19 protein-coding genes are annotated in these 24728 nt (G+C 38.8%); 6 read left to right on the forward strand and 13 right to left on the reverse strand.

All coding sequences use genetic code 11. The annotated features are described in order from the left end of the window. Positions 1-41 precede the first annotated feature (41 nt). A complete protein-coding gene (locus ACNR9Q_RS03335; protein WP_419213191.1) occupies positions 42-719 on the forward strand; it encodes a head GIN domain-containing protein in 678 nt (225 codons plus the stop codon). Positions 720-725: 6 nt separating this feature from the next. Next, positions 726-1406 (forward strand): LysE family translocator, encoded by a 681-nt coding sequence (locus tag ACNR9Q_RS03340; RefSeq protein ID WP_419213192.1) that lies wholly within the window; start codon positions 726-728, stop codon positions 1404-1406. Positions 1407-1454: 48 nt separating this feature from the next. Here ACNR9Q_RS03340 and ACNR9Q_RS03345 read toward each other — a convergent pair whose 3' ends face one another. From ACNR9Q_RS03345 to ACNR9Q_RS03365, 5 genes are all read right to left on the reverse strand, one after another. Beyond that, positions 1455-1961 carry an OmpH family outer membrane protein gene (locus ACNR9Q_RS03345; RefSeq protein ID WP_419213193.1) on the reverse strand — a complete coding sequence of 169 codons (507 nt, stop codon included), beginning with the start codon at positions 1959-1961 and terminating at the stop codon, positions 1455-1457. Between the two features lie 237 nt (positions 1962-2198). Continuing rightward, complete coding sequence (locus tag ACNR9Q_RS03350; RefSeq protein ID WP_419213194.1) at positions 2199-3038, reverse strand: class I SAM-dependent methyltransferase; 840 nt, start codon at positions 3036-3038, stop codon at positions 2199-2201. A gap of 94 nt (positions 3039-3132) precedes the next feature. Next, a complete protein-coding gene (mnmG, locus tag ACNR9Q_RS03355) occupies positions 3133-5001 on the reverse strand; it encodes a tRNA uridine-5-carboxymethylaminomethyl(34) synthesis enzyme MnmG (protein WP_419213195.1) in 1869 nt (622 codons plus the stop codon). Positions 5002-5006: 5 nt separating this feature from the next. Then, positions 5007-5426 (reverse strand): rRNA maturation RNase YbeY, encoded by a 420-nt coding sequence (ybeY, locus tag ACNR9Q_RS03360; protein WP_419213196.1) that lies wholly within the window; start codon positions 5424-5426, stop codon positions 5007-5009. After that, positions 5419-8886 (reverse strand): hypothetical protein, encoded by a 3468-nt coding sequence (locus ACNR9Q_RS03365; protein ID WP_419213197.1) that lies wholly within the window; start codon positions 8884-8886, stop codon positions 5419-5421. Before ACNR9Q_RS03365 ends, ybeY begins: the two co-directional genes overlap by 8 nt. Positions 8887-9046: 160 nt before the next feature. Between ACNR9Q_RS03365 and gltX the strand changes: the two genes are divergently transcribed. After that, on the forward strand, positions 9047-10555 hold the full coding sequence (gene gltX / locus ACNR9Q_RS03370; RefSeq protein WP_419213198.1) for a glutamate--tRNA ligase: 1509 nt from the start codon (positions 9047-9049) through the stop codon (positions 10553-10555). A gap of 112 nt (positions 10556-10667) precedes the next feature. Here the strand turns inward: gltX and ACNR9Q_RS03375 are convergent, their stop codons facing one another. From ACNR9Q_RS03375 to ACNR9Q_RS03400, 6 genes are all read right to left on the reverse strand, one after another. Beyond that, positions 10668-10988 carry an ACT domain-containing protein gene (locus ACNR9Q_RS03375; protein WP_419213199.1) on the reverse strand — a complete coding sequence of 107 codons (321 nt, stop codon included), beginning with the start codon at positions 10986-10988 and terminating at the stop codon, positions 10668-10670. Further along, positions 10985-11218, reverse strand: a complete 234-nt coding sequence (locus ACNR9Q_RS03380; RefSeq protein WP_419213200.1) for a CBU_0592 family membrane protein — start codon at positions 11216-11218, stop codon at positions 10985-10987. The genes ACNR9Q_RS03375 and ACNR9Q_RS03380 overlap by 4 nt, the downstream gene beginning before the upstream one ends. Before the next feature lie 183 nt (positions 11219-11401). Continuing rightward, on the reverse strand, positions 11402-12379 hold the full coding sequence (rlmF, locus tag ACNR9Q_RS03385; protein WP_419213201.1) for a 23S rRNA (adenine(1618)-N(6))-methyltransferase RlmF: 978 nt from the start codon (positions 12377-12379) through the stop codon (positions 11402-11404). A gap of 54 nt (positions 12380-12433) precedes the next feature. Then, the gene (locus tag ACNR9Q_RS03390) at positions 12434-13012 is read right to left on the reverse strand and encodes a PepSY domain-containing protein (protein ID WP_419213202.1); all 579 of its coding nucleotides are present in this window, start codon (positions 13010-13012) and stop codon (positions 12434-12436) included. Between the two features lie 101 nt (positions 13013-13113). Continuing rightward, entirely contained in the window at positions 13114-13626 is a 513-nt protein-coding gene (locus ACNR9Q_RS03395; RefSeq protein ID WP_419213203.1) for a DinB family protein, read from the reverse strand. 19 nt (positions 13627-13645) lie between these two features. Continuing rightward, positions 13646-16366 (reverse strand): M14 family zinc carboxypeptidase, encoded by a 2721-nt coding sequence (locus tag ACNR9Q_RS03400; protein WP_419213204.1) that lies wholly within the window; start codon positions 16364-16366, stop codon positions 13646-13648. Positions 16367-16665: 299 nt separating this feature from the next. On the opposite strand from ACNR9Q_RS03400, the gene katG reads away from it, so the two are divergent. Continuing rightward, positions 16666-18915, forward strand: a complete 2250-nt coding sequence (gene katG, locus ACNR9Q_RS03405; protein ID WP_419213205.1) for a catalase/peroxidase HPI — start codon at positions 16666-16668, stop codon at positions 18913-18915. A 60-nt stretch (positions 18916-18975) separates the two neighbouring features. Here the strand turns inward: katG and ACNR9Q_RS03410 are convergent, their stop codons facing one another. After that, positions 18976-19332, reverse strand: coding sequence for a bleomycin resistance protein (locus ACNR9Q_RS03410; protein ID WP_419213206.1), 357 nt, complete (start codon positions 19330-19332; stop codon positions 18976-18978). A 132-nt stretch (positions 19333-19464) separates the two neighbouring features. On the opposite strand from ACNR9Q_RS03410, the gene ACNR9Q_RS03415 reads away from it, so the two are divergent. Beyond that, positions 19465-20394, forward strand: coding sequence for an SPFH domain-containing protein (locus ACNR9Q_RS03415; RefSeq protein WP_419213207.1), 930 nt, complete (start codon positions 19465-19467; stop codon positions 20392-20394). A 172-nt stretch (positions 20395-20566) separates the two neighbouring features. Here the strand turns inward: ACNR9Q_RS03415 and ACNR9Q_RS03420 are convergent, their stop codons facing one another. Continuing rightward, positions 20567-22252, reverse strand: coding sequence for a glutamine--tRNA ligase/YqeY domain fusion protein (locus tag ACNR9Q_RS03420; RefSeq protein WP_419213208.1), 1686 nt, complete (start codon positions 22250-22252; stop codon positions 20567-20569). Positions 22253-22475: 223 nt separating this feature from the next. Here ACNR9Q_RS03420 and ACNR9Q_RS03425 point away from each other — a divergent pair, with 223 nt between their 5' ends. After that, on the forward strand, positions 22476-24725 hold the full coding sequence (locus ACNR9Q_RS03425; RefSeq protein WP_419213209.1) for a gliding motility-associated C-terminal domain-containing protein: 2250 nt from the start codon (positions 22476-22478) through the stop codon (positions 24723-24725). Positions 24726-24728 lie beyond the last annotated feature (3 nt).

Raw genomic sequence — 24728 nt, forward strand, 5'->3', positions numbered from 1 at the left:
CGAATAAGTAATATTTCTATTAACGAAGTTATACATACAGAATGAAACAACTATTAGTTAGTGTTTTTCTCTTAGGATGTGTTTTGGCTATTGGCCAGGACAACAAGGTTACTCAGAAGTTAAATGGCTTTAAAGAAGTCAAGGGTTTTGATGGCCTTTCAATTAAGCTTATCCAATCTACTGAAAACAAGGCGATTATTACAGGTGAAAATACAGAAAGTGTTGCTTTTGTTAATAATGATGGAGTACTTAAGATACGGATGCAAATAGGGAAAATATTTAGTGGGTATAAAACATTTGTAGATTTATATTATTCAGGAACCTTGTTGGTTATTGATGTGAACGAAGATGCCAGAATGATAACCGATGGAACGATTAAACAAGAAGTTCTGGAATTGAAGGCACAAGAAGGTGGTGAACTTATTGTAAATGCCGAAGTTGAACAATTGTTAATAAAGTCGGTTTCAGGAGGAATAATTAAAACTAAAGGATTTTCTGATTTGCAAGATGTTCAAATCAATACCGGTGGGGTTTATGAAGGTAAAGATTTCAGTACTAAGTTTTCTACAATCAATGTGAATGCTGGTTCTAGGGCTGAAATAAATGCGAAGGATTATGTAAAGGCAACAGTGAAAGCTGGAGGTGAAGTGTTGGTGTATGGAAATCCTAAAAAATTGGAAGAAAAAACCGTTTTCGGTGGTACAATAAAAAGAATGTAAACGTTCATGTTAGAAGATATTCAGGCAGCGATTCCCTTAGGCTTTTTCTTGAGCTTCATGGTGGGTCCTGTTTTTTTTGTTCTTTTACAAACTAGTGCAATTAAAGGCTTTAGAGCTGCCATATCGTTTGATTGTGGGGTTTTGATTGCCGATATTCTTTTTATTCTTATTGCTTATTTTACTAGTTTTCGATTACTGGAGAATTTAAGTAATCAACCAGGTCTTTATATTTTCGGCGGTGTTATTTTGTTGATTTATGGAATAATTACTTTTTTCAAGGTTAACACTAAGGAAGTACCTGACGATTCGAAGAAAATAAGGAAGGCTGATTTTCTTAGTCTTTTTATGAAAGGTTTTCTTTTGAACTTTATTAATATAGGTGTTCTTGTTTTTTGGTTGGGAATTATAATCATTGTAGGTCCCAGTTTGAATAATCAACCTAATAGGGTGTTCGTTTTTTTTACAACGGTATTGGTAGCCTATTTTGTTACAGATATTTTTAAGATATTGTTGGCTAAACAATTAAAGAGGAAACTAACTCTAAAGAGAATAGGGATTATAAAAAAAGTAATAGGAATTATATTGATTATTTGTGGAATCGTTTTAATTATAAAAGGTTTCCTTCCTAAAAATCAATTTAATATTGAGAAAGGTCTTGAAAAATTAGAGAAAAACATCATTGAATAAAAAAAGGACAGCTTCAAACCGTCCTTTTTTTCAATGTAATTGAAAGGTTTATTTTTTGTATTTTTCGTTTAATAATTTCACTATTTCTTCGGTCAGGTCATTAGATTCTTTACCATATAGAACACTACCTCCGTCTCCTCCTCCTAAAATATAAGAGTATCCATTGTCTTTTCCGTAAGCTTTAATTTCCTTTTTTACTGCAGAAACTATACTATCCATTTCAGTTTGACCTTCGAGTTGAAGTTGTTGGTCTTGTTGTTGTAATTGTTGACCTATCATTTGTCCTTTTTGTTGCATGGCAGCATATTCTTCTTGTGCCTTGTTCTGTGACATTGATTGTGCTTTTGCTTGAAAAGCTTGTGCTTCCATTTGAAAAGCTTGTGAAATACTATCTCTTTTTTTAGCTAGAGCATCTGCTTTGATTTTGAATTTAGATTCAACATCGATCTTTTGTTGATATTCATCCATCAATTTTACATTATCTACGTACCCTATTTTCTCTTGTTGACAAGATGCCGATAACATCAATAGGAATACGACTAATAGATTTTTCATTTTTTTCATTTTTAAAGTTGCGCAAAAGTAGTAAAGCTTTTTTTATGGCAAATAGTTTAAATTATAAATCCTACTGATGTTAAGCTACTATAGTTTTTTTCTATTTCTATTTAGTTAATTATTTAAAGTAATTATCATAAAAGACTTATTTAGGAGCTTTTTAAGGAGTTTTTAGAAATGTAATAATGTTACACTATTTTTATAAGCAAAATACCCTGTAAATTGTTTAAAATAGTTTTATTCTCTTTTTAGGACATATATTAGGGATGAATATTCATTTGTTCTCCGTGCTTTCCAATTTGACAAGAATCCGATGTAAAAAGCTTTGAGGTAATTAGATTTTCCCGTTTTGTATTTTTCTGAAAGTAGAGATACGTAATAAGCATCAAAAAACATTGGAAGTGTTCGTTCAACTTTTAGTCCATGTACATTGAATAGTTTTGAAATGCTTTTTTTACTGAAATGCCAAAGATGCCGTGGTGTATCATAAGCAGCCCAATGTGCGCCATAATATTTGGCATCATAGGCTTTGTAATTTGGAACTGCTATAATAAGGGTTCCATTAGGCGATAGCAGTTGTTCAATTTTTTTAATATCTTCTTGTAAATTAGGTAAATGTTCTAGAACGTGCCAGAGTGTTATTACCTCGAATTTTTCTGATAAATCTAATTCCTTTAATTCTTTATAGATAATTAAACCTTTATCGCTTGCTTTTCCTTTAGCTATTTCATTGGGCTCTATTCCTAGGGTTGACCATTTTTGGTGTTTTGCTTTGAGTAAAAATTCTCCTGTTCCTGCTCCTACATCTAGCAACGTTTTCTCGTGATTCGAGTATTTGGAGATAAGTTTTATCTTCGTGTTAAGAGTATAGCTTTTCACCAATTGATAGATTTTATCTATTATATTTTTACTATCATCGTGATGAGAAACATAGGCTTCACTTTCATAATATTTCGTTAGTTTTTGAGGTCGGGGGGCTGTAATTAGCATGTCGAGATTTTTATCGATCTCAAGTTCGAATATTTCTTTTGTTACTAAGTAGTCTTGGGTGGTTATATGAATAGGTTTGCCGTTCATGCAATGGCGTACTTGAAGTTAGTTATAACTGGTTTTTAGGATAGCTAAATCTATTTAATTATAATTTTGATCGTTCCACGTGGAACGATCAAAATTATCTACCGAGATAAACCAAAAGAACACTTATGTCGCTTGGAGTTACTCCACTTATCCTAGAAGCTTGAGAGATAGTTATAGGTTGTATTTTTGTAAGTTTTTCACGTGCTTCAAAAGAAAGGGATTTCAATTTCTTATAGTCAAATCCTTTGGGGATTTTAACAGCTTCTAAACGATTAAGTTTATCTGCATTGACCTTTTCTTTGGCAATATATCCGGAGTATTTAATTTGAACTTCTGCTTGCTCAAGTACTTCTCGATTTAAGTCATGCTCATTAATATAATGTGCCACACTTTCAAGTTGGAGCATGTGATCCATGGTCACGTTTGGGCGAGAGAAAGCCTTGTACATTTTGTCGGATTGTTTGACTAATGCAGAATCTACGCTTTCTAAGATAGGATTTATATCTTCGGGTAGCACACTGGTTTCTTTGAAAAAGTTGACGAGGGATTCCGATTTTTTTAACTTTACTTCCATGCGTTTCATTCTATCCTCTGTAGCTAGACCTATTTCATGACTCATTGGCGTAAGACGTAAATCAGCATTATCCTGACGTAATAAAGTGCGATATTCTGCTCTTGAAGTAAACATTCTATAAGGTTCTTCTGTTCCTTTGGTTATTAGGTCATCTATAAGAACACCTATGTACGCTTCGTCTCTTTTTAAGATAAAAGCATCTTTTTCTTTTAACTTTAAGTGAGCATTTATGCCCGCCATTAGCCCCTGAGAGGCCGCTTCTTCATAACCAGTCGTTCCATTTATTTGACCCGCGAAGTATAGATTATCTACTAGTTTGGTTTCAAGGGTATGTTTTAATTGTGTGGGTGGAAAGTAGTCGTATTCGATAGCATAGCCTGGTCTAAAGAATTTAACTTTCTCAAAGCCCACCACTGAACGAAGTGCTTTGAATTGAACATCTTCGGGTAATGAAGTTGAGAAACCATTTACGTAAACCTCAACTGTTTCCCATCCTTCTGGTTCTATAAACATTTGATGACTGTCTTTGTCTGCGAACCTATTTATTTTATCTTCTATAGACGGGCAATATCTTGGGCCAATACTTTTTATACGACCATTGAACATTGGTGAACGGTCAAAACCTTCTCGTAATAAATCATGAACTAGAGCACTGGTGTGTGTCATGTAACAATCGCGCTGTTTTTTTAAAGCTAAGGTCGGGGAATAGGAAAATTTTTCTGGTATAGAATCTCCGGGTTGAACAATCATTTTAGAATAATCTAAGGATCTTCCATCAACCCTTGGTGGCGTTCCGGTTTTCATTCGACCGCTTTCAAAACCTAAACTCACCAATTGTTCGGTAATTCCTGTTGCTGCTTTTTCCCCTGCTCTACCCCCGCCAATTTGTTTTTCACCAATATGAATTAGTCCATTTAGAAACGTTCCATTGGTTAGGACGACGGCTTTAGAACGGATTTTTATTCCTAATGAGGTTTTGACTCCAGCAATTTTATTGTTTTCGACTATTAAGCCAGAAACCATTTCTTGATAAAAATCTACATTAGGTGTTCGCTCGAGCATTAAGCGCCATTCTTCCGCAAAGCGCATTCTGTCATTTTGGGTACGCGGACTCCACATCGCTGGCCCTTTGGATTTGTTCAGCATTTTAAATTGAATGGCAGATTTATCGGATACAATTCCGCTATAACCACCCAAGGCATCAATCTCCCTCACAATTTGTCCCTTGGCAATTCCTCCCATCGCAGGGTTGCATGACATTTGACCAATGTTTTGCAAATTCATTGTTACCAAAAGGGTTTTTGAACCTAGATTTGCTGCCGCCGCCGCTGCCTCAGCACCGGCATGTCCACCACCCACTACTATTACATCGTATTCTTCTCCAAACATATTTTCTATTGTTCCACGTGGAACAGTTTTATTTTTTCTTCTTCTTTAGCTCGCATTTCGGTTGTTGCTGTATCCGTTTTGTCCGAATAGCCCATAAGATGTAAAACACCATGAACCATTACGCGCTTTAATTCATTTTCAAAAGTAACACTGAATTCTTTCGCATTTTCTTTTATGCGATCAATCGAGATGTATAGGTCTCCAGAAAGTTGAGTTCCTAACACATAGTCAAAAGTGATAATATCGGTAAAATAATCATGTTGTAGGTAGTCTTGATTAATTTTTAAAATGTAATCATCATCACAGAATATATAATTCAATTCATTTATAGAAAATCCTTCTGTCTTGCAGGTTTCTTTAAGCCATACATCATAAACATCTTCCTTGTCTAATTTGAAATCCATAAGATAATTGTAGTTAATCATTCCCTTTAAAATACGCTTTAACCTTGTTTTGAAAATTTTGGCGCAAAGGTAATGCTTGGCGATTTAAAATCTCGACTTCATTTCGATAATTATCTAATTGTGAGGGCTTAGTAATTATAGGGTTGGAAAAGTCTTTGGTGGCACGATTACTTTCTCGCTCAGACTTTTTTCCTTGTTTAAGAGCAGCGTTTTCCAACTTCAATAGTTCGTAATGAATGGTGTTCGCCTTGTTCATTGTGCGTTGGGTGATTCCATTTTCTAAAAGGTCGTTTTCAAAATCCTCCATTTGTCGCACTAATTTTTCCCCTAATTTTTGATCACTGGCATTGATCATGTTTTCTAATTGCTTTTCTAACTCTTGCCTGATTTTTTGCTGTTCCTGATATATTTCATAAATCTCGTTAAGCTCTGATTCGCTCATGCCGCCCTGCCCCTGACCATTGCCACCACCGGAACCTTCTTGTCCACTACCATTTGTGCCCTTTTCTCCTTGAGTTCCATTTTTACCGCCTTGGCCATTCTGCCCGTTTTGACCTTTTGACCCTTGTTCACCACTTTCACCATTATTCCCTTCCGAACCTTGTTCTCCCTCTTTACCTTGTTGACCCCCTTGACTTTCACTTCCGGATTCTCCCTGTTCTCCCATTTTTTCACCCAATTGTTGCTGTCCTTTTATGATATCAGGCAATTGAAAACCCCCTTGACTTTGCCCTGATCCTTTTCCCATTTGCATGCTTTCTTGCATATTATCCATTACTTCTGCAAGAAAATCCGCTAAACTATTGGCCGCTGTTAGTACATATTTTTGGTGTGATATACCCTGAAAGGTTTGACCGTCGGCCATCGTTTCCAAAGACTTGTCAATATTATAGTAGACTTCGGTGATTTGTTCGTTTACAAACTCAGACAGTTCTGCTTGTCTAAGCGATAATGCAAAAAGACTATCGTCTACATGCTCGAACAAACCCCTAAGTTCTTTTTGGTCTCTCACCGTTTCTGAATATTGGGCGGCATCTTCACTTTCTTGAGCGCTAAGCTTATCATAAAGTGATTCTTGTTTGAAAGAGAAAATAATGAGGTTGTCCAAGATTTGACGTAACATTTCAGCATCTTCTGCCTCAGAAGAACCACTTTCTCCACTTGAAGCAGATTTACCAAGTTGCTCACTTATCTCTTTCATCTTTTGAGCAGCGGACTGTTGTTTTTTAGAGGCATTCTCTTGAGATTTTTCCATTTTATCACGCTCTGATGCTGATTCACTTCCACTGTGTTTTTTTATCTCGTCGAGCGCATCTATTTGGTCGTTCTTTACCTCTTGCTCCTTACCCTTATCCAACGGTATGTCCATTGGTTTTTTCAATTTGCCATTATCTTTTTTTAGGTTTTCCAATTCGTGAGAAAGCTCTTCAAAATCTTCGTTTAAAATTTGTTGTTCCTTTTCTGAAAAATCTTCACCTATTTTTAATCGGGATAAAATCTCTTGTTTTTCTGATAATTTAAGTAAATCTCGAGCTAGTTGCGAAGCTTTTTCGGCAACATAATACCGTTTGGTCAATTCTAGTAATTGTTCTAGGCTACGTTCACTATTTTGTTGCTTTTTGCCCAGTTCTTCAAGTTTTTTAGTGAGTTCTTCTTTATTGATTTTATCGGCTACTTTATTTAGCTCTTCCAAAAGTTTTTCATTTTTTCTTGCTTCAAGCTCTTGACGCTCTAAACGTTCTTGTAACAATTGGTTTAATTTGTCATCTTTATTGCCCTTATCTAGATTTTCTTTTAAATCCTTACTGAACTTTTGCATCAATTCTTCCTGACGTTCCTGTTTTTTCAGAAAATCCTTTATTTGATTTTGGTCGTTAAAATTAAGACTCTTTTTTTCCTTTTGGTTTTGGTTAAGCTCTTCAAGAGTTTCCTTTTGTTCCTTAGCTCTTTCCAATGATTTATCTAAATCTTTTATTAAGGATTGCTGTGATTCTAATTCTTTGTTTTTGAGTTGATTTTCATCTAAAAGAACTTGATGAAATACTTGACTTTTTGCTGATTTACCTTTATGTATGGCATCATTATCTACAACTTCAAAGTAGAAAGCATAGTTTTTACCGCTGTCGAGCTCTAAACCAGAAGGAAAGGTGTAATAGAATTGAGCATAGTTCGTTTCGGGTTTTGTTAGGGAAACTGTTTTGGCTTCATTTTCATTACCCTCCTCAAAATAGGTCATGTTTATTTTTGCCAACCCATAATCGTCTGTTGCATTACCGGTGTAGTATGAAATGTTCGGGTTAAGGGAATCTAAGACTTGAGTGACTTTAATGGTTGGATATGCATCTTTAACAACTTTAAAATTATAAGCCAGTTTCTCGTAATCGGTAACGTTTTTATTAGTCGTAGTTAATTGATAATTTAAATCAGTATAAATGTGATCACTTAAATGAAATGACTCTTTTTCTTTTGAAAATTTTAAAATTGTGTCTTTTGATATACGTTTAATCTCTTCGGTGTTCTTCCCCTCAATATGCCAGGTTACTTTGGTGCCTTCAGGCAATAGGGCATTGCCCGTACTTTTTATAGTTTCATTATTTTTTTTCAAATAGCTAGGATACACCAAGTCCATAGTAAAATCAACGATAGATGGTGTAGACAAAGCGGTTAGGTTATAATTCCTAGAACTTACTTCGTTGGCCCTAAAATTGAAATTGGTTGATTTTATAGGGGGTGAAAAGGTATAAGTGTAAAAACCATTTTCTTGTTGCAATAGAATTTCCTTACCATCAATATAAATAAAAACATTTTCTGGTTTTACCGATCCTTTGGTCGCCACCTGTAAAGTAAATGATTCGTCTTCTAAAACATTTAAGTTCGGCGTCAATAATTCGAACTGAAAAGGAGCGGGTTTTTCATAGGCCATTTCGTAATGTATCACCCGCTCATAGGTGCCAAAAAAGGAATTCCAGTTTCCAGAAATATAAAGCACTCCCAATATCAAAAGAGGAATCAATGCATATTTCGAATAGCCTATAGCTTCTTTATAAGTAATAGCTTTTGAAAAGGGTACTTGGTTAAGTTGCTTAGATCTTTGTGAAATACTGGCTAATAGTAGTTCTGATTGTTGTTTGTTCTCGGCTAAATCCAAAAGGTTGGTCAACTTGTCCCCCACTTCAGGAAAATGTTTTCCGATTATATAAGCGGCATCTTTGGGGCCTATACCTTTCTTAAGTTTAGACAGATAGAAAAGAGGGGTTAGTATGTATCTGAATAGTAGATAAAGCTCCATTATCATGAAAATACCGAACAGTATCATACGGCCGGTCGTGTTTAACCAAAGAAAATACTCGACCCCTAGAATAAGGATGAAAAAAAGTAGTCCGAAAGAAAAAAAAAGCAACACGCCTTTTAACAATACTTGGGAATAATGCTTTTGAATAAATTGATTTAGCCGTTCTAGAATGTGGTTATACTCTTGCACTTAGCGCTTTTTTATACCAAGATAACGGTTATCATTTAGGATTGTTTGGAAAAATTTGTTAAAACAAAGTTTCCTATGCCGAAACCGAGTCGGTATTAATAGATTCTCTAAGGGCTAAAAAACAGCGGGATGTGTATCTTTGTACCCTCAAAAAAAGTATATGTCAAAAAAAGTTCGTGTTCGTTTTGCTCCTAGTCCTACGGGACCTTTACACATTGGTGGTGTTCGCACCGCACTGTTCAACTATTTGTTCGCAAAAAAACATGGAGGCGATTTTCTTCTTCGCATAGAGGATACCGACCAAAATAGGTATGTTGAGGGCGCGGAGCAATATATCATCGATGCTTTAAATTGGTGCGGAATTCCTTTTGACGAAGGCATAGGTAAAGATGGAGGGTATGGTCCCTATAGACAGAGCGAACGAAAATCCTTGTACAAAAAATATGCTGAAGAACTGATTGAAAATGGGATGGCCTATTATGCGTTCGATACTTCTGAGCGGTTGGATTTTCACCGAAAAGACCACGAAGAAAAGGGTAAAACCTTTATTTACAATTGGCATAATCGGTTAAAATTGGACAACTCACTCTCCCTATTGCCGGAAGAAGTTGAAAAACGATTGGCCAATGGGGATGATTATGTGGTACGATTTCTAACCCCACCGGATGAAAAATTACAGTTGACGGACATCATACGGGGAAATATGGAAATTGACACCAATGTTCTTGATGATAAGGTTTTGTTTAAAAGTGACGGAATGCCTACCTATCACCTGGCCAATATCGTAGACGACCACTTGATGGAAATCACCCATGTGATTCGTGGGGAGGAATGGTTACCTTCTTTGGCCCTACACCAACAATTGTATGATGCCTTTGGATGGGAAGCACCTGAGTTTGCACACTTGCCCCTTATTATGAAACCGGTCGGAAAGGGTAAATTAAGTAAGCGAGACGGAGAAAAAATGGGATTTCCCGTATTCCCACTGTCGTGGAACGAATCTGAAGGATACCGTGAAGCCGGATATTTTCCGGAAGCAGTCGTTAATTTCTTGGCCATGTTGGGATGGAATCCTGGTACAGAGCAAGAATTATTTACGTTGGATGAATTAGTTAAAGCCTTTAGTCTAGAGCGTGTCAACAAATCCGGCGCACGTTTCGACCCAGAAAAAACCAAATGGTATAACCAACATTATCTTCAGGAAACTCCCGATGCCGAGCTGGCCATTAGCTTCTTACCTATCGTGAAGGAGAAAACGGGAAATACGGAAAAGGCAGATTTGGATTATGTAACCAAGGTCGTTTCCCTCATCAAGGAAAGGGCGGTTTTCGTTTCCGATTTTTGGGAATTGAGCGATTACTTTTTTCAGGCTCCCCTAGCCTACGAGGAAAAGGCGGCAAAAAAACAATGGAGAGAAGATACCGCTGACATCATGACCGATTTGATAGCGGTTATCGAAGGGATTTCCGATTTTTCCTCAGAGAATACAGAGACCCAGGTAAAGGCCTGGATTGCGGATAAAGCACTTTCCTTTGGTAAAGTCATGCCCCCTTTACGGCTCTTTCTGGTGGGCGAAATGAAAGGACCCCACATTTTTGATATTATGGCCATGATCGGTAAAGAAGAAAGTATCGCCAGAATACGAACTGCGCTGGAGCGTTTGGGCTAAACGGATATTCTTGGCCACCAAGCAATAGTGTTTAAAGTTGTTCTGAGGAAAGTTCCGCTAAAGCATGAAGTGCCTTTTTCGTATCTTCCGCTGTAACGAACAAGTGGTCATGTTAAAAAGCCGCAACGATGTTGCAGCTGATTTCGTGTTGCGTGAGTTTGGCCGAAACGGCAGCAGTAAGTCCAACAGCGGCTAATGACGAATGGATTTTTAGCGTAATCCATGCGGACTCAAATGCATAATGCAATCCTAGTTCGTCTGCAGTTTCTTTATTTAAAATAAGTGTAACACCTTCTTCTTCCCTAAACTCCATTACAATATCCATCTTGGGCACGTCGTGATTAGCGGATAGGGTCACAAAAACATAGGAACCTGCATGAAGAACAGGTTTCATGTTTATAAGCAGTACGCTCAAATCAGTTTCTCCACTCATAAAAAGCGTTTTAAGAGCGTTACTAAGGAAACCATGGCCCAAACCCCTTCTAGGATCACAAAAGGCAAATAATCTAGCATAAGGGAGGCGGCACAGGCCATGGAAGCGCCAATTAGGTTCAAAATTAAGAATAGAAGTGCGTTAGTCTCGGTTTTACCGGTAACGTTCAATATGTAGGCCAATAAAATTTGAAAAACGCCCAAAGTCCCTATCCAATCCACCAATGTCATATATTCCTATTTTTAATTTCAGTATCGGGCAATAGCTCCAAAACCATTAAAGATTAGTTTAAGCAAATTTTAAAAGGACGATTTTTCAATCCCAATTTAAAATAAATACGAAAAACCTGCCCTTAATTAGGTTTGACATCCACTTCAGCATTCTTTTCAGGTCCGATAATCGTTTTGATTTAATTATTTGTCAAGATTATTCCATCGTTTCTCTGCCCATTCTTCCATTTCTTGCTTGTTCAAAAAGGTCCACGCTACAATCCTACTCAATTTATTGCCTTGCCCCATCATCACCGTTTTGTGGGTTACCGCACCTATTTTCTCCAAACGGTCGTAAAAGGTTTTCAAGTTGGATTGTTTGGATACCAAAGTGGAATACCAGGCACAGTTTTTGGGGAACTGCGCACTTTCATTGATCATATTTAAGATAAAGCGCTTCTCCCCGCCATCGGTCCACAACTCCCCTCCTTTTCCACCAAAATTCAATTGCGGATTTTTAACTCTTTTTTTCTTCAGATTGGTGAGTTTTCGGAGCGTTCCAGCCTCTGCTTCCGCTTGCGTGGCATGGAAAGGCGGATTGCAAATCGTTAGATCAAAAAACTCGTCAGCAGCTAATATTCCGGGAAAGATACGTTCCATATTGGATTGTAACCTTAATTCAACCTTGTCTTTCAAAGCAGGGTTGGATGCGCAGATCTTTTGAGCATTGGTTATGGCTTTTTCATCAATGTCAGAACCAACGAATGACCAATCAAAGGTGCTGTTGCCAATAATCGGGTATACACAATTGGCACCTACCCCAATATCCAAACACTTAATTTGTGATCCTTTGGGAATGTTACCGTGATTACTTTCCGCTAAAATATCGGCAATGTGATGTATATAATCTGCACGACCGGGTATGGGCGGACAAAGATAGCCCTCAGGAATATCCCAATATTCTATGTCATAATGGGAAAGCAACAGGCCTTTATTAAGTGCTTTCACGGCTGCCGGATTAAAAAAATCTATGGATAGATTACCATATTTATTTTTAGTGACGAAAGGTTTTAATTCAGGATTCGCCATATAAAGCTCCCTTAAATCATATCGGCCATTGTGCCTGTTACGTGGGTGTACGCTTGGTTTTTCTAATTTCTTTTCAGGGGAAGGTTTGGGCATAAGAATGTCTTTTTGGTCCGTACCAATTACGGACCTCAAAGCTAAAGCTAATTTTTAAGGGGTTTTGGAATTTCTTCGCATGCGTTTTGGTCCGTACCAAAGCCAAAAACCTGTAACGGTGAAGACCAAAAGGGCAACGCCCATGACCGAAGTGTAAAACACTTTTATCTGTTTGTCACTGGTTCCTAAGTAATCGTCTAGAATAGAACCATCGTGAATGTTTTCAATAAGGTCAGAATACCTACGTTCCACATGCAGTAGCTTTCCCGTGGTACCATCTAATTGAAGGCCCCACAAATGATCGGCATAAATAAATTTGACCATTCCTTTTTCTTTGCGGATGTCAATACGGTCAATCTCAGTGGAAAGCTCAGGAGAAATACGATCCAATAAATACGTGTTGGCTAGAGTCTGTAAACTATCCACAGGCAACCAATCTTTTAAATTTGACGAAGTACCTTTATAAGATTTTGACAAGATAATACCACCACTATGTTTTTTCCAACCTAAAAGAAGGCCAGAAATTGATATGAAAAAGAAAAATATAAATAGAGCGGCACCTGTAGCTCTATGGATTTTTCTGAAGATGCGAAGTAGTTTGGCCTGTCTTTGTCTCTTAGTGTCTTTGCCCATTTTGGAATTTCATTATCATTAAATCAAAGCCTGATGTAGCGGCGCAAGATAGGCAGATTCGAAAAGAGAGACAGATTTGTTTTTGTTAAAAAGTGCTATCATCAATGCCACCAGTTATTTCGCTTTCGAATGTAGATGATTTGGCCGGTATGATAAGCCGTATGGGCAGCGAGATTTAAGATTTCCGAATTCCATTCCAGTAATTTTTCATCAGTGCTTTTTAGAATGGCATTTTCCCATTCGGTTTGTACACTGTCCAGCTTTTGAACTAAATCCATACATTCCAAATCACTTCCGTTATGGAATGTAAGCTCATTGTCATCGTCAAAATTAGGAAGCTTATCATCCTTATAGGCAATTAGAACGCGTTCATTCCAAAACGTGAGATGTGCGACCAATTGTGAAATGGAATGGTTGTCTGTACTATCTTTCCACTGTGCCTGTTTACCGTTCAACCCTTTTATTGCAAGGCTTGTGGGAACGAACCAATCTTGGTTGGTATGTGTGTTTTTAAGCTGTTGTAGTAGGATTGATTTTTGGAAAGCGACGCTCTTTGTTGGGGAGCAGGAAAATAGGAACAACCCAATAACCAATATAAATGGAAGAATTTTCATTTTTGCTATTTTCAAAGGATTATTCCTCTATTTCCATTGCGTCTTCAGTTTTTACCATAGACCATTCTTCAAGAACCATATGGTCGTTTGGGATATCATTGGCATAAAACAGCGCATTAAATAAGGCTCTATAGGTGCCCATGGGCTGGCCTCTCCACTGCGGTTGAAAACCAAAAAGCAATACCCGCCCTTTACCATGAACAACATCCAAGGCTGCGGCATTATTGTTTAAATAGCTTTCACCGACCAAATAACCCGAAAGTAATGGCGAACCCTTTTCTTGATAACGCGCTAACACCTCGCCTTCAAAACCTTCATTTGTTTTAAATACCGGACTATCAAAAACAAAAACGCCAGATTTTTTTGGCATTCCAGCCATTACCGGATGCTGTTGATTGTTTTCCACTTCTAAAATGGAGCCCCCCGTAAAAAATAAACTACGATCTATTTCATCTACAACATTTTCAACTGGAAGATGCAATGCTTCAATGGCGAAAGTGCTGCTTTTATTCAGGCAGACCAAGGTGCCGCCTTCGGTTACGAAAGTTTCAATGTTTCTTGTTCCCTGCCCGTGTAATCCACCCGCATATTGGGGTGGTGCCGTCCCTTTTTGAAATCCGTTTTCTATGGTCCCAGATCTTTCGGAAGCCATTAAAATGACATCAAAACGATCGTTCAGATTTCCATTGACCACATCGGCGTTTCTAATAATGGTGTGGGGAATTCCAAAGTTGTCCAACAACCATCTGGTCCAGCCCATGTCCATGCTTGCCGTCCAGGGATCATAGATTGCAATTCGTGTATTTACGTTGGTTTTAGTAGAACTGGAGGTCAATTCCCCGTTCACGGCATACTCTTTTACCCATTGCTGTATTTGGGAACGACCTGCGTTTTTAATACCGTAGGATTGTTTTTTGGAATCATAGGTCAAGGTTAAACCTTTGGTCATGGCCTCCCCTAGTACCCTAAATGTGTTGTTTTCCTCCGGATTTAATAATAAGGTTCCGCCACTACCTTTTAAGGTGCCCGGCAATGGCACTATTCCTGCCGCAACTTCATTTGTATTAAACCCGGCACCAGGAACAAAATCGAACTTACTGTAATCGGTTTCCAGAGTATCTTCTGGTTCTAGGACTTTTCCTTTTACAGGAGTTAAAGCATGGGCCACTTCTGTACTCAATGGGGACATGGCCGCAATAACTTCAACTTCCATTTGATAAGGCAAGGTCCAACCAGCTGCATCATAAGGCTGCTCCAAAGGTCCATCGGGCGATTCCCTTAAATCAGGGTATTCTTGCACGTCCAGCACTTGCCTTACCAATTCCCCAAATTCTTGCGCCATAGGAATTACCCACGTTCCCTTAGGATATTGGGTTCCTTCAAAAATTAAATCTTTTTCCAACTGAGATATGCTGATTCCATTAAAAGCAAGCCTTCTTAGTAGTTCGACGGGGCGAACGGGATCACGTTGTTTTTGTTTGATAAAATAGGCATAGGGAGGTTCGTTTTTATATTTTTCAATGATGCTAATGCCCGATTGGTATTTATTGAAAAGCAAGGTTTCCTTATATTTTGCGGCATAGTCCAATACGGATATCGAAGCGGTTTGCATATATTGCATGGCATCTTTTAAGCGCCACCATCCCCCTTTCCATGGACTTGAATAAAGAGACTCTACACGTAGATCGGCTTTGTCTTTTGGAAAATCTCGGAGGGTGTAGAAATAGGGCGTGGCATAGCGATACAGTGCGGTCTCTGTCCAAAATGAAGGTATGTTCTGCATTGCCGGCAAATAATCAATATAGCCAGGATACCACGCATCAAACCCCTTTCCCATATGAACAGCCCCTGGTAATCCTTCGGTCTCCAATTCCTGCGCCATGGCCATGCCGATCATATTCACCTCACGCGCAACCAACGGTGGAGTTTGTGGCGCTATAGGTTCAGCAAAAGGAGGTAGCCATATACGGGTTGGGAATGGCGAAGATTGATGGTGAACATGAATAATGCTTGGCTCCCATTCGCGCCAAGTTCGCCCCACTATCCTAGATTCCAATTGGTTGAGCATATAGGCATCACGATTGTTATCATGCCCTACATATTTTTGATACAACCAAGGGGTCGGTGCCGTTTCATAAGGTGTGCCCACATTGCCCATGTACCAATTTGCGATAATATCTTGGCCATCCGGATTTAAGGATGGCCATAAAACCAAAATTACATTGTCTAAAATAGCTTTGAATTTTTGGTCGTTGGCTTTAGTAACTATTTCATGGGCTAAGGTTATGATATGTTGCGCGCCTGCGACTTCAGAGGCGTGTAATCCTCCGCTTAAATCTACTATGGCTTTCCCTTCTGCCGCAAGTTGCTTTGCCGCTTCTTTGGCGAGCCCTTTTGGATGGGCCAATTGTTGCGAAATTGATTTGTAGTGTTCAATCTTTTTAAGATTATCAGGAGAAGAAATTAAGACATAATTCCATTCCCTTCCTTCCGATGTTTTGCCGGCGTACCGCATTTCTACCAAATCACTTGCTTCCGCTAATTTTTTGAAATAGCTAATGGATTGTTGATAGGTGGCCAAATGAAAATCAGATCCGACTTCAAAACCAATCACCGATTCAGGTGAGGGAATCTGTTGTGCATTGACATCAAAAAGTGTAATGGTAATAAAGATTAAAAATGCCGATCGTTGAAAAGTTAAAAAAAATGGTTTAGGCCAAGAGCCAATCGAATTAAGCAAAATAAATATACGTTTAGAGGAGAACAAGTTCCGCATGGGTTGAGTATTGGTTATTGGTCTAATTTATTAATAAAGCCGGTCGTTCTGTCCTAGAAAGGGAATTTTATAATAGAAGAAGCAACAGGGTTGACGATTATTACAGAAACCCTAAAAAACAAGGGTTATTTTTAAAGAATAGGTGCATCAATTAGCTTTAAAAATGAATCATAGTTTTTATCTATTAAAAATTAAATTTTAATAAATAAAATATTGATAAATTTACTTTAAGAAGTAGAATCAACACTAAAAATTATACGATCATGAGTGAAAACAACGGAAAAGGCGGTGCTTGGGAAGCGAATAGTGGAAGCCCCGCAGATTGCCCCTTTTTAAACGGAGGATTAACACAAGCAGCAGGCGGTGGAATGACCAATAGGGATTGGTGGCCGAATATGTTGAACATAAATATCCTAAGACTGCATTCTAAAAAAGCAGACCCTATGGATGATGACTTTAACTATGCAGAAGAATTCAAATCATTGGATTTGGCTGCGGTTAAAAAGGATATAGCCGATTTAATGACGGAAAGCCAAGATTGGTGGCCAGCGGATTATGGTCATTATGGTCCATTTTTTATACGAATGGCTTGGCATAGTGCGGGTACATATCGTATTGCAGATGGTCGTGGTGGATCGGGTTCAGGAAATCAGCGTTTCGCACCCTTGAATAGTTGGCCCGACAACGCCAACTTGGATAAGGCACGTTTGTTATTGTGGCCCATTAAACAGAAGTACGGTAATAAGATTTCATGGGCAGATTTAATGATTTTGACAGGTAATGTGGCCCACGAGACTATGGGCTTACCCATGTTCGGCTTTGCAGGAGGTCGTGAAGATATTTGGCAACCAGAAGAGGACATTTATTGGGGTTCTGAAAGCGAATGGTTAGGGAGTAAGAAGCGATATGAAGACGGTGTGGGCGAATTGGAAAATCCATTAGGCGCTGCACACATGGGATTGATTTATGTAAACCCAGAAGGTCATAACGGGAATCCAGACCCAGTTGAGGCCGCTCACTACATCCGAGAGACGTTTGGCCGAATGGCAATGAACGATTATGAAACAGTGGCGTTGATTGCAGGGGGGCATACGTTTGGTAAAACACACGGTGCAGCAAGCGATGCAGATAATCTTGAACCAGAACCGGCAGGTGCAGGTATTGAAATGCAAGGTTTAGGATGGAAAAATAATTTTGGCACGGGCGTTGGGAAAGATACGATTACCAGTGGGTTGGAAGGCGCTTGGAGTCAGACGCCAATCAATTGGAGCCACAATTATTTTAAGAATTTGTTCGGTTTCGAGTGGGAATTGACCAAAAGTCCGGCAGGCGCTTGGCAATATAAGCCAGTTGGCGATGCTGGTGCTGGAACCGTTCCAGATGCACATGTTGAAGGCAAGACTCACCAACCGTTCATGTTGGTGACGGATCTTTCCTTACGTATGGATCCAGATTATGAAAAAATATCAAGACACTTTTTGGAAAATCCAGAGGAGTTTGCCGATGCTTACGCAAGAGCATGGTTTAAGTTGACGCACCGCGATATGGGACCTGTTTCCCGCTACTTAGGATCAGAAGTTCCTCAAGAGGAATTATTATGGCAAGATCCAGTTCCGGCTGTAGACCATGAATTGATCAATGACGGCGATGTAACTGCATTGAAGGAAAATATATTGGCTTCCGGACTTTCTGTTTCAGAATTGGTATCGACTGCATGGGCTTCCGCTTCTACTTTCAGGGATTCTGACAAACGTGGAGGCGCCAATGGAGGCCGCATCCGTTTAGCGCCTCAAAAGGATTGGAAAGTGAACAAACCAGAGGAATTGGCGAAAGTTGTAGATACCTTGGAGCGTATTCAAAAAGAGTTTAACGATGGACAACCTGAAGGGAAAAAGGTTTCCTTCGCTGATTTGGTCGTGCTTGCAGGTGCTGCTGGTGTTGAAAAAGCGGCTAAGGCTGCTGGTCATGAAATACACGTACCGTTTACACCAGGTCGAACCGATGCTACCCAAGAAATGACTGATGTAGAAGCGTTTGAAGCTTTAGAACCTCGTGCAGACGGTTTCCGTAATTACAGTAGTAAAAAGTATTCCATTAAGGAAGAGGAGCTATTGGTGGATAGGGCTAACCTATTGACCTTGACGCCGGCTGAAATGACGGTTTTGGTCGGAGGTCTTAGAGTGTTGAACACCAACTACGACGGTTCGAAGCGTGGAGTATTTACCGATAAACCAGGTGTTCTTACCAATGATTTCTTTGTGAACTTATTGAATATGGGCACTACTTGGAAATCTATTTCTGAAGATGACACCTTATTTGAAGGTACGGATCGTAAAACAGGAGACAGAAAATGGTTGGGTTCTAGGGTAGACCTCATTTTTGGTTCCAATTCTGAGCTACGTGCCATGGCCGAGGTTTATGGAACCAATGATGCCAGCAAAAAGTTTGTACGCGATTTCGTAAAAGCTTGGGCCAAAGTGATGGATTTGGACCGTTATGATGTGAAGAAGTGAACATAAACTTAACCCCGCATTTAAAAGGCGTCCATTTTCGGGCGCCTTTTTTTAGGTTAATTAAATTGGCTGGCCAAAAGTTAAAAGATTATGGTCTGGATCCAGTAAGGAAAATTCCTTTTGTCCCCAAGGTTTCGATTCCAATTTTCCGTTAGGATGAATGGGAACATTTTTATGTAGTAATGCTTGGTATAATTTTTCAATAGCGGTTGTTCTAAGATAAACCTGTCCGTAATTTTCAAACGGGTTCAAATCTTTGAATTCAAAGAAATGGAGCTGCAGTTTGTTTCTTTCCAGCATTAGGTAGTAATCAACGTCGGTTCTTCCAAATTCTACAAATCCTAAATTTTTTAAATAATAGGCTTTCGTTATGGCTTTATTGCGCATGGGAAGTTTTGGAATGATGGCATCTATCATAAGGTGATTTTTAGAAAGGGCGGTTGAGCCGTTTAAAATTAAATATTTTGTTGGTGTAACAAATAGTATAATTTCAACGCTAATTGTAAAACACTTTGTATCTTCAATCAATAACTATTAAATCGACTTTTTATGGGCACGTTTATTTGGATTCCGATAATATTTTTTGTCATCATCACTATTCTCTCGGGGGTTTTTATAGTAAAACAACAAACCGCTGTATTAATTGAAACCTTTGGTAGGTTTACCAGCGTTCGAAATTCTGGGTTACAGTTTAAAATTCCGTTCGTTCAACGAATAGCGGCCCGTATCGGGCTTAAAATACAGCAATTAGATGTTATTATTGAAACCAAAACCAAAGATGATGTTTTTGTAAAATTGAAGGTATCGGTTCAATATGTGGTTATAAAAGAAAAAGTGTATGACGCTTTTTACAAGTTAGAATATCCGCACGAACAGATTACTTCCTATGTTTTTGATGTGGTACGTGCCGAAGTGCCAAAAATGAAACTTGACGATGTTTTCGTTAAAAAGGATGATATCGCCATAGCGGTCAAAGCAGAATTGCAGGATGCCATGTTAGATTATGGGTACGACATCATCAAGACCTTGGTGACGGACATAGACCCTGACGCTCAGGTAAAGGAAGCTATGAACCGTATAAATGCTTCAGAACGTCAGAAAACGGCCGCTCAGTTCGAGGGGGATGCCGCAAGGATATTGATTGTAGAAAAAGCGAAGGCCGAGGCGGAAAGCAAACGCTTACAAGGACAGGGAATCGCTGATCAACGTAGGGAAATAGCTAGAGGTCTGGAAGAATCGGTAGAAGTGCTTAATAAAGTTGGTATCAATTCTCAAGAAGCTTCTGCGCTTATTGTAGTTACGCAACATTATGACACTTTGCAAAGTATTGGAGAAGAAACCAACACTAATTTGATTTTATTACCTAATTCTCCGCAAGCGGGTAGTGATATGTTGAATAATATGGTCGCGAGCTTTACAGCAAGCAATATGATCGGTGAAAGCATGAAAAAAACGAACAAAACTAAACCGAAGGACTAATTTGTTCATACCGCTGATATAATTGGATTTTTGTATCCTTAGTATATTAATGGGTACCTCAAACGAAAAAAGGCTCGTAGGAATGTTTGCTACGAGCCTTTTTCTATTGGTAAAAGTAATTTTGTTGTTGAAATCTATAAGAAAGATCGATCGGCCTTTCAAAATGAAAAATTTAATTATTTTCTTGAATCTTAGCCCAAGAATCACGTAAGCCTACCGTTCTGTTAAAAATCAATTTTTCTTCTGTAGATTCCTTATCGACACAAAAATAACCCATGCGCTGAAATTGAAATTGCTCTCCCGGTTTCGCATCTTTGAGTCCGGGTTCTACATAGCCGGTAATCACCTCGAGAGAATTTGGGTTAATAAAATCCAAGAAATCTTTATCCTTATGGGTATCCGGACTCTCGTCAGTAAACAATCGGTCGTACAAACGGATTTCTGCGGCAACTGCATGTGCGATGGACACCCAATGTAGTGTACCCTTTACGCGACGCAGACTCTCTTCGGTACCGCTACCACTTTTACTTTTTGGGTCATAGGTACACTGAACCTCTACAATATTCCCTTCGGTATCTTTTGTACAGCTTTCAGCTTTAATGATATAGCCGTTTTTCAATCGTACTTCACCACCTAATTTTAAACGGAAGAATTTTTTATTCGCCTCTTCTTTAAAATCTTCTTGTTCTATGTACAATTCTTTTGAAAACGGAATTTCTCTTGATCCTGCCGATTCATCTTCCGGTGAATTTTCGGCCTCTAGCCATTCCGTTTGTCCGTCAGGATAATTTGTAATAACCAATTTAAGAGGATTCAATACCCCCATTACCCTATGGGTGATTTTGTTGAGGTGCTCGCGAATGTTAAATTCCAATAACGAAACATCAATGAGATTGTCTCGTTTAGCAATTCCAATGGTTTCCACAAAATTACGAATAGAGTCAGGAGTGTAGCCTCTTCTGCGTAATCCGGAAATGGTAGGCATCCTGGGGTCGTCCCACCCGGTTACATAACCCTGTTCTACCAATTGTAATAATTTTCGTTTGCTTACTACGGTATGGCTCAAATTTCTTCTGGCGAACTCCCGTTGTTTAGGACGCACTTTTTTATCGTCATATACTTGGTCTAAAAACCAATTGTACAACTCCCTGTGCATTGCAAATTCTAGCGTACAAAAAGAGTGGGAAACTTGTTCTATATAGTCGCTTTCTCCATGGGTCCAGTCGTACATGGGGTAAATACACCAATCGGTATTTGTTCTATGATGTGTTTTATGGAGAATCCTGTACATTATCGGGTCTCGCATCAACATATTTGAGGAGGCCATATCAATTTTAGCACGAAGTACATGGGTGCCTTCGCCGAACTCACCACTTTTCATTTTTTCGAAAAGAGTTAAATTTTCTTCAATGGATCTTTTTCTGTTCGGACTATCTATTCCTGGTACGGTAGGGGTACCTTTTTGAATGGCCATTTCTTCTGATGATTGATTATCAACATAAGCTTTCCCATCCTTGATAAGCTGTACAGCCCAATCGTAAAGCTGTTGGAAATAATCCGACGCATACCGTTCGGTATCCCATTTGAACCCTAGCCATTCTACATCTTGTTTAATGGCATCTACGAACTCTTGTTCCTCTTTGGCTGGGTTGGTATCATCAAACCTAAGGTTTACGGGGGCATCATACCTCAGTCCTAAACCAAAATTTAAACAGATTGAACTAGCATGCCCAATATGAAGATAGCCATTGGGCTCAGGCGGGAAACGAAAACGGAGTTCCTCTTTTGAATAGCCATTTTCTAAGTCTTCCTCGATAATTTGCTCAATAAAATTCAAAGACTTTGATGTCTCGCTCATGTCGTTTTATTTCAGTCTACAAAAGTAGCAAAATTGCAGTAATTGCACGGTTTAAAATGGACACACCTTATATTAAATGCGTTTCACAACAGAAATGTTCCCTCCTGCAACAATAAATTCCATTTCGTCGTTTATAATGACATATTTGTCTATGAATTGATGGTTTATAATTTTTTTTAAACCCTTAGTTCTACCGTAGTGGCCCCCATAACTACAAATACTTATGAAAACCTTTACAAAAAGTTCCATTTTTGCTACATTTTTTATGCTTTTCTGTGTGATTCCATTATCTGCACAGGCAATAATGATCAATGCCCCAAAGCCTGCGGGTAATCCAAACTTTGGAGAGGATAATACTCCGTGGACGGCAATTTGTGCCGGCAATGATGGATTTAACGAATATTTCGTTAATGTTTCCTGGGTAGGAACTGTAAATACTGGTAATGAATTCATTTTAGAGCTTTCAAATGCTAGTGGAAGTTTTTCAAGTCCGGTAACTTTAAGCACAATAACCGATAAAAACTCTAATCATGATTTTGATGTAAGTTTCTCTATACCTACAGATACTCGTGGCCCGGGTTATAAGATGCGGCTACGAAGCACCAATCCTGCAAAGGTAGGGGCATTATCAGGCGCATATAACATGTATTATATGGATATCACTAAGAATCTTAATATTAGTGAACTGGCAGATGGAGTTCCACCAGGTTCGGTATGTAGTACGGGTCCTATAACATTACAGGTAGATAACATTCAGAACCCTGAAACCTATCAGTATATTTGGTACCGTAGTGGTACTGAACTAGTCGGGGAGAAAGGGCATACGCTTTATGTTACCCAATCAGGAATGTATAGCGCTTATGTAGATTATGGCGCCATATGTACTGGTTCGGGAAATACGGACTCTAATATCGTGGACGTTACCATTGGTGCATCCGGAAACGGAATTGCTGTCGTAACACCAACCAAAACGGCACTTTGTACTACGGATTCAGAAACGCTGACAATAAATAAAACTGATGCGGCGTGGAATTATCAGTGGTTCAAGAATGGCGAACCGATACTAGGCGCTATTGGAACTTCCTATACCGTGAATGCTGCAAATGCTGGATTTGAAGGAGATTATGCGATAGAAATTTCAGGCAATGGAATATGTAACGAACGGTCCGTCGCTATTGCGATAACCAATGCTGAGAATTATACAGTTACTGTGGACGGTGAAACTAATTTGGTACTTTTGCCATTGCAAACGCAGGCCTTATCTGTTTCTACAACAGCTAATACCCCAAGTTATAAGTGGTTTAGAAATGGTGTTGAAATCGCCGGAGAATCGAAAAGTTCTGTTGAGGTTTCCCAAGAGGGACAATATTTTGCTGAAGTATCACAAACGGGCGGGGCCTGTGGGATTACTTCAAAGAATTCTGAAACCATTAATGTGGTATCACCAGCTTCATTTGAAATGACGGTTGCTTACAAAGAGATGTATACCTCATGTGAATCTACCAGTACCACTTTGGCTGTTCAAACGATCAATGCCATCGATTCTGATGGTGCTAAAACGGATGTCACTACCGCATTGATTGATGCATTCTCCTATCAATGGCAAAAAGACGGTGCAGATGTATCTGGCGCCTCTACTAAAAATATTAGTCTTGCGTCAAACACAGAGAATGGAAACTATACATTAAATGCAACATTAGAAAGTTATAAAGAAACATCGAATACATTGACTGTTCGGTTATTGACGAATGAAACTGTAAGCATTAACAGCACGGCAACCGTTTATTGCAGTGCTGGTGAAACCATTACACTAAGTACTGCGACGGATTTGAGCACTTCGAATTTTGAATGGCAAAAGGATGGTTCCTTGATAAATACAACGGATGTGGAGTTAAACATATCAGCTCCTGGAACATACCGGTTGGTTTTAGATAGGGATGGCTGTTCTTTAATTTCCAATGAAATTATTATAACTCCTTTGGATGAAAACTTAATAACGCTTGATCCAGGTGCGGACATTGTAATTCCAGAAGGAAGCAGCAAAACCGTAACCGCTAGTGGAGGAACGGCCTACAGATGGCTAGATGGCAATAATTTGGAAGTAAGTAATTCTGACAGTTTCACTGTAACTGAAGAAGGCAGTTATACGTTAATTGCATCCATAGATAATTGCGAAATCATAAAACAATTGGAAGTTTCTTTTTTGGATACTTTTAAAGTCCCTAATGTAATCACGGTGAATGGTGACGGTATTAATGACCAATGGATAATTCCTAATACGTATTCAAATAAGGCCGATGTTAGCGTAATTATATACAACGAGCAAGGACAGGAGATTATTAATGAATCAAACTATAAAAACAATTGGCCGCAGTCTGCTACTGCGTTCACAAAACAAAATATGGTGTTCTACTATAAGATAAGGAACGCCAGTGAGGTGCTCAAACAGGGCACCATCACAGTAATACGTTAAGCT

Origin of the sequence: Maribacter sp. X9, from assembly GCF_048537565.1 — a bacterium.
Classification (GTDB): Bacteria; Bacteroidota; Bacteroidia; order Flavobacteriales; family Flavobacteriaceae; genus Maribacter.

What these genes read in the sequence shown, in the direction of transcription:
- ACNR9Q_RS03375 (WP_419213199.1), bottom strand. Translation starts at nt 10,988, where the DNA reads ATGAGTGGAGAAACTGATTTGAGCGTACTGCTTATAAACATGAAACCT.
- ACNR9Q_RS03425 (WP_419213209.1), top strand. Translation starts at nt 22,476, where the DNA reads ATGAAAACCTTTACAAAAAGTTCCATTTTTGCTACATTTTTTATGCTT.
- ACNR9Q_RS03410 (WP_419213206.1), bottom strand. Translation starts at nt 19,332, where the DNA reads ATGATAGATGCCATCATTCCAAAACTTCCCATGCGCAATAAAGCCATA.
- mnmG (WP_419213195.1), bottom strand. Translation starts at nt 5,001, where the DNA reads ATGTTTGGAGAAGAATACGATGTAATAGTAGTGGGTGGTGGACATGCC.
- ACNR9Q_RS03345 (WP_419213193.1), bottom strand. Translation starts at nt 1,961, where the DNA reads ATGAAAAATCTATTAGTCGTATTCCTATTGATGTTATCGGCATCTTGT.
- ACNR9Q_RS03340 (WP_419213192.1), top strand. Translation starts at nt 726, where the DNA reads ATGTTAGAAGATATTCAGGCAGCGATTCCCTTAGGCTTTTTCTTGAGC.
- ACNR9Q_RS03420 (WP_419213208.1), bottom strand. Translation starts at nt 22,252, where the DNA reads ATGAGCGAGACATCAAAGTCTTTGAATTTTATTGAGCAAATTATCGAG.
- ACNR9Q_RS03415 (WP_419213207.1), top strand. Translation starts at nt 19,465, where the DNA reads ATGGGCACGTTTATTTGGATTCCGATAATATTTTTTGTCATCATCACT.
- ACNR9Q_RS03390 (WP_419213202.1), bottom strand. Translation starts at nt 13,012, where the DNA reads ATGGGCAAAGACACTAAGAGACAAAGACAGGCCAAACTACTTCGCATC.
- ACNR9Q_RS03350 (WP_419213194.1), bottom strand. Translation starts at nt 3,038, where the DNA reads ATGAACGGCAAACCTATTCATATAACCACCCAAGACTACTTAGTAACA.
- ACNR9Q_RS03335 (WP_419213191.1), top strand. Translation starts at nt 42, where the DNA reads ATGAAACAACTATTAGTTAGTGTTTTTCTCTTAGGATGTGTTTTGGCT.
- ybeY (WP_419213196.1), bottom strand. Translation starts at nt 5,426, where the DNA reads ATGATTAACTACAATTATCTTATGGATTTCAAATTAGACAAGGAAGAT.
- rlmF (WP_419213201.1), bottom strand. Translation starts at nt 12,379, where the DNA reads ATGCCCAAACCTTCCCCTGAAAAGAAATTAGAAAAACCAAGCGTACAC.
- ACNR9Q_RS03395 (WP_419213203.1), bottom strand. Translation starts at nt 13,626, where the DNA reads ATGAAAATTCTTCCATTTATATTGGTTATTGGGTTGTTCCTATTTTCC.
- gltX (WP_419213198.1), top strand. Translation starts at nt 9,047, where the DNA reads ATGTCAAAAAAAGTTCGTGTTCGTTTTGCTCCTAGTCCTACGGGACCT.
- katG (WP_419213205.1), top strand. Translation starts at nt 16,666, where the DNA reads ATGAGTGAAAACAACGGAAAAGGCGGTGCTTGGGAAGCGAATAGTGGA.
- ACNR9Q_RS03380 (WP_419213200.1), bottom strand. Translation starts at nt 11,218, where the DNA reads ATGACATTGGTGGATTGGATAGGGACTTTGGGCGTTTTTCAAATTTTA.